Genomic DNA, 5,413 nt, shown 5'->3' on the forward strand with positions numbered 1-5,413 from the left:
GGTGATGCTATCGCAGGCAAGCCAGTTCCTACCTAGAGCCAGTGCCCGCTTGAGACACAATCAATCAGTGACGGAAGTGACGCATGCCGGTAAATACCATGGCGATGCCGGCTTCGTCAGCGGCTGCAATCACTTCAGCATCACGCATCGAGCCGCCCGGTTGGATCACGGCGGTCACGCCTGCCTTGGCGGCATTGTCCAGGCCATCACGGAACGGGAAGAACGCATCGGAAGCCATCACCGAACCAGCTACCTGCAAGCCAGCGTGTTCTGCCTTGATTGCAGCGATACGCGCCGAGTTCACACGGCTCATCTGGCCGGCGCCGACACCGATGGTCTGGCGGTTCTTGGCGTAGACGATGGCGTTGGATTTAACGTATTTGGCCACTTTCCAGGCGAAGATCAGGTCATTGATCTCTTGCTCGGTCGGGGCGCGCTGGGTCACCACTTTCAGGTCGGCGCTGCCGATCATGCCAATGTCACGGCTCTGTACCAGCAGGCCGCCGTTGACGCGCTTGTAGTCCCAGGCAGCGGCACGCTCGGCCGACCACTCGCCGCAGGCCAGCAGGCGCACGTTGGCTTTGGCGGCGACGATGGCGCGGGCTTCTTCGCTGACGCTTGGCGCGATGATCACTTCGACGAACTGACGCTCGACGATCGCCTTGGCGGTCTCGGCATCCAGTTCACGGTTGAAGGCGATGATGCCGCCGAAGGCCGATTCGGTGTCGGTGGCGTAGGCCAGTTCGTACGCCTGGCGAATGCCGCCTTCAGCGTCCGGGCTCACGGCCACGCCGCATGGGTTGGCGTGCTTGACGATCACGCAGGCCGGCTTGACGAAGCTCTTCACGCATTCCAGCGCGGCGTCGGTGTCAGCCACGTTGTTGTAGGACAGCTCTTTGCCTTGCAGTTGTGTTGCGGTGGCAATGCCCACTTCGGCGGGCTTGGCTTCCACGTAGAACGCCGCGCTCTGGTGCGGGTTCTCGCCGTAGCGCATTTCCTGGGCCTTGATGAACTGGCTGTTGAAGGTGCGTGGGAACTGGCTGCGACCTTCTGTGCTCAGGGTCTCGGCGGCCTGGTTCACGGTGCCCATGTAATTGGCGATCATGCCGTCGTAAGCCGCGGTGTGTTCGAACGCCTTGAGCATCAGGTCGAAACGCTGAGCGTAGGTCAGGCCACCGGCTTTCAGGCTTTCCAGCACGTTGGCGTAATCGCTGGCGTTAACCACGATGGCCACGTCTTTGTGGTTCTTGGCAGCGGAGCGAACCATGGTCGGGCCGCCGATATCGATGTTTTCGATGGCGGTCGGCAGGTCGCAGCCTGGCTTGTTGATGGTGGCTTCGAACGGGTAGAGGTTGACGGCTACCAAGTCGATCGGCTTGATGCCGTGCTCGGCCATGATGGCATCGTCAGTGCCGCGACGGCCGAGGATGCCGCCGTGGATTTTCGGGTGCAGGGTCTTGACCCGACCGTCCATCATTTCTGCAAAACCGGTGTAGTCCGCGACTTCTACTGCGGCCACGCCGTTGTCCTGCAGCAGTTTGAAGGTCCCGCCCGTGGAGAGGATTTCCACGCCCAGGGCTTCCAGCTCCCGGGCAAATTCGAGGATCCCGGTCTTGTCGGAAACACTGATCAAGGCGCGGCGGATCGGCAGGCGGGTAGTCTGGTCGGTCATCTCAATTTCCATCAAAAGCAAAGGAGTCAGCAAAAAAGGCGACCGGTTTTACGCGGGCGCCTTTCTGGTTTGATTGAATGCTTACAGCAAATCGTACTGCTTGAGCTTTTTGCGCAAGGTGCCACGGTTGAGGCCCAGCAGCTCACTGGCTTTGGTCTGGTTGCCCTTGACGTAGTTCATCACGCTTTCGAGCAAGGGTGCCTCGACTTCGGAGAGCACCAGGTTGTACACGTCCGTGACGGAAGCGCCCTCAAGGTGGGCGAAATAATTGTGCAGCGCTTTCTCGACACTCCCGCGAAGGGTCTGGCCTTCTTCGCTCGGCGTGTTGAGGTGCTGTTTCAAATTGACGTTGTCGCTCACGGGTGTTGTTCCACTCACTAAAGTCTCGGTCATCATCGTCATGCGGCCACCCCCTCTCCGTCCCCTGTCCCCAGGCTCTTGTAACGCTCGCTGAAGAACTCACGAACGTTGGCGCACTGTGCTTCCGTATCATCCAAACGATTGAAGTGGGCGCGAAACTCCCTGGCGCCCGGCAGGGTTGCGAGATACCAGCCGACATGCTTGCGAGCAATGCGTACACCCATCACGTCCCCATAGAAGGCGTGCAGGGCGGCCAGATGCTCTAGCAGAATACGTTCCACCTCGATCAGCTCCGGTGCCGGCAAGACTTCGCCGGTACGCAGAAAGTGTTCGATCTCACGGAAAATCCACGGCCGCCCCTGGGCGGCCCGGCCAATCAACAAGCCATCGGCACCGGTTGCGTGCAACACGCGCCGGGCTTTCTCGGCAGAGTCTATGTCGCCATTGGCAAACACCGGCATCGACACCGCCTGCTTGATCGCGGCAATGGTGTCGTACTCGGCTTCACCGGTATAAAGGTCGGCGCGGGTGCGGCCATGCACCGCCAGCGCTGTAATTCCTGCCTGTTCAGCGATCTTCGCCACCGTCAGGCCGTTCTTGTTGTCCCGGTCCCAACCGGTACGAATCTTCAAGGTAACCGGCACATCCACTGCGGCGACAACGGCCTGCAGGATCTCGGCTACCAACTGCTCATCTTTCAACAGCGCGGAACCGGCGGCCTTGTTGCAGACCTTTTTGGCCGGGCAGCCCATGTTGATATCGATGATCTGCGCGCCCAACTCCACATTGGCCCGGGCCGCATCCGCCAGCATCTGCGCATCACCACCGGCGATCTGTACCGAGCGGGGCTCGGGATCACCTTCGTGGATCATGCGCATGCGCGATTTGCGGGTGTTCCACAAGCTCATGTCGCTGGTGACCATTTCCGAGACTACTAGACCCGCGCCCAAACGCTTGCACAGCTGACGAAAGGGCTGGTCGGTGACGCCCGCCATCGGGGCGAGAATCAAGCCGTTCTGCAATGTGTATGGGCCGATGCGTACCGCCGACATAGGACTTCCCTGTTGTGGGGCCGGATCATTAGAGTTCGAAAAAGGGTTGGCATGATACCCGCTCTCGATGACTGGTTAAAGGCTGAATTGGATAAAATCTGAGCAGTTATTTCTTTATCGCCGTCGGTTTGGTCGGCGGCGATGCAGTCAATAATCCGCCGTCAAACCTTGGGCCCTGCACCGCCTCACTCGGGAGAGTGGAAGCTCAGGCTGTAATTCACGGCTTTATTGCCTGGGTCTAGGATGTCCAGGGAGATGTGGATCGGCGTCTGCGAGGGCATTTCGCTCACACCGGCCAACTCGCCGCTCAGGTATTCGGCAGGTTTGAAGCGACGACTGGCAATCAGGTTGCCATTCAAATCCGCGAAACGCAGCTCCAGCAACGGAAAGGGCTGGGAGAACGTCGCGCGGTTATAGAGGATCGCATCCACCACCAGCGCACCGGCAAACTCCGGATGGCTGCGCACCACCAGGTTACTGCTCTTGATGTGGGCAATATCGACCCGTGACGGCACGGTGCATCCGAGTTTCGGGCACAACTGCTGGAACCATGGACGGTAGGCATCCTGGCGGGACAGGTCATCGAATTGGTAGGCAATGTATTGGCCTGCAAGACCGGCGGCGGCAATCAAAACCAGCAATAGCCACAGCAGTCGGCGGCCCAGGCTTGAAGGACGTTTCTGCGTATAAAGATGCAGCGGGTCGTCTTCCAGGTCCTGGAGCACGTCGTCGTGAACGCTTGCCTGCGGCCGTGCCTGCTTGCGGCGAGGCTGCGCGGGTTCTTCGGCGGCGGGCTCATCCACTGCGTCGATGACCGGGGTCAAGGGCGGGTCGAGATCGTCATCCTCCGGGTGCGAGCCCAGCGGCGGTTCATCATCCAGATCGCCGGCAGGGTGCGACATCGACGGTTCGGTGCGCTGCCTGGTCGCAGAGGGGGGGGCATTCTCAGCGGCCTGGACACGTTCTTCGGGCGGTTCGCTGAACAGGCTGGCAGCCCATTTTTCTTCCTCGGCCTTGGCGGTGTCGCGGCTGGCACTGAGGGCATCTTCTTTTTGTCGGCGGTCGGCACCTGGCTGGCGGCGCTCCGCAGCCAGTGGCTGGGTGTGCTGAATCTCGCGGCGTTCCAGCTTGGCCAGTTCTTCGTCCAGATCCAGGTTATCCAGGTCCAGCTCTTCGGCAGTCCACTGCTTTTGGCTGATGGCTCTGGGCGCCTCGGCCGCCTTCTCAACGACCTCCGGTTGTTCAGGTTCCGGTGCTGGTACCTGGGCGCGTTGCTCCAGCAGTTGGCGAGCAGCGTTGAACACTTGCAGGCACGAACCGCAGCGAACCACGCCACGGGCCACGCTCAGTTGGGCGTGGCTGACGCGGAAGCGGGCTTGGCAATGCGGGCACTGGGTGACGAAACTGTCGGTCATGCGGCCATCCGATTCAGGCAAGCGCTCATTCTAGCGCCGACGACCGCTGATGCGTACCCAGCCATCGCGGTTGGCAATCGGGTCCAGTTCGAAATCCTGGGCATAAGCGGCGGCGACGTTTTCGCCTTGTTCAGCGAGGATGCCCGACAGCGCCAGGCGACCGCCTGGCTTGACCAGGCTTGACAGCTGGGGTGCCAAGGCAACCAGCGGTCCGGCGAGGATATTGGCGACCAGCACGTCAGCCTGCACCTGGGGCAATTGCTCCGGCAGGTAGAGGGGGAACTTGCCCTCAGGAATGTTATTGCGCCCGGCGTTATCGCGGGAGGCTTCCAGGGCTTGCACGTCGATGTCGGTGCCCACGGCTTCCTTGGCGCCGAGCAGCAGGGCGGCAATTGCCAGGATCCCCGAGCCGCAACCGAAGTCCAGCACATTGCAGTTGGTGAGGTCCTGGCCGTCCAGCCATTCCAGGCACAGGGCGGTGGTCGGATGGGTGCCGGTGCCGAACGCAAGGCCCGGGTCCAGCAGCAGATTGACGGCGTCCGGCTCCGGGGCGGCGTGCCAGCTCGGTACGATCCACAGGCGCTGGCCGAAACGCATTGGTTGGAAGTTATCCATCCAGCTACGTTCCCAGTCCTGGTCTTCGATCACTTCGCTGTGATGTTCCGGCAGTGGGCCGCCAGTGAGCAGTTCCATGTGGGCCAATACGCTGGCGGCATCGGTGCCGTCTTCGAACAGGGCCAGCAAATGGGTGTGGGACCACAGCGGGGTGGTGTTGAGTTCGGGTTCGAAGATCGGCTGGTCTTCGGCGTCCATGAAGGTGACCGATACAGCGCCGACTTCGAGGAAAGCGTCTTCGTAGGTTTCGGCTTGTTCTGGGCTGATGGCGAGACGGACTTGCAGCCAAGGCATGGCGG

Annotated in this window: 5 protein-coding genes; all 5 read right to left on the minus strand. The window is 61.1% G+C overall.

Annotated features, from left to right (window positions below; translation table 11 throughout):
- Window positions 1-64: 64 nt before the first annotated feature.
- Window positions 65-1,672 (minus strand): bifunctional phosphoribosylaminoimidazolecarboxamide formyltransferase/IMP cyclohydrolase, encoded by a 1,608-nt coding sequence (gene purH, locus ACRESD_RS00135; RefSeq protein WP_431749080.1) that lies wholly within the window; start codon window positions 1,670-1,672, stop codon window positions 65-67.
- An 81-nt stretch (window positions 1,673-1,753) separates the two neighbouring features.
- A complete protein-coding gene (gene fis, locus ACRESD_RS00140) occupies window positions 1,754-2,074 on the minus strand; it encodes a DNA-binding transcriptional regulator Fis (RefSeq protein WP_002555375.1) in 321 nt (106 codons plus the stop codon).
- A complete protein-coding gene (gene dusB, locus ACRESD_RS00145) occupies window positions 2,071-3,084 on the minus strand; it encodes a tRNA dihydrouridine synthase DusB (RefSeq protein ID WP_016976994.1) in 1,014 nt (337 codons plus the stop codon). Before dusB ends, fis begins: the two co-directional genes overlap by 4 nt.
- A 185-nt stretch (window positions 3,085-3,269) precedes the next feature.
- The gene (locus tag ACRESD_RS00150; protein WP_431749081.1) at window positions 3,270-4,499 is read right to left on the minus strand and encodes a DUF3426 domain-containing protein; all 1,230 of its coding nucleotides are present in this window, start codon (window positions 4,497-4,499) and stop codon (window positions 3,270-3,272) included.
- 30 nt (window positions 4,500-4,529) lie between these two features.
- Complete coding sequence (prmA, locus tag ACRESD_RS00155) at window positions 4,530-5,408, minus strand: 50S ribosomal protein L11 methyltransferase (protein ID WP_431749082.1); 879 nt, start codon at window positions 5,406-5,408, stop codon at window positions 4,530-4,532.
- Between the last annotated feature and the right edge of the window lie 5 nt (window positions 5,409-5,413).

The organism is Pseudomonas sp., from assembly GCF_050739995.1.
GTDB lineage: Bacteria > Pseudomonadota > Gammaproteobacteria > Pseudomonadales > Pseudomonadaceae > Aquipseudomonas.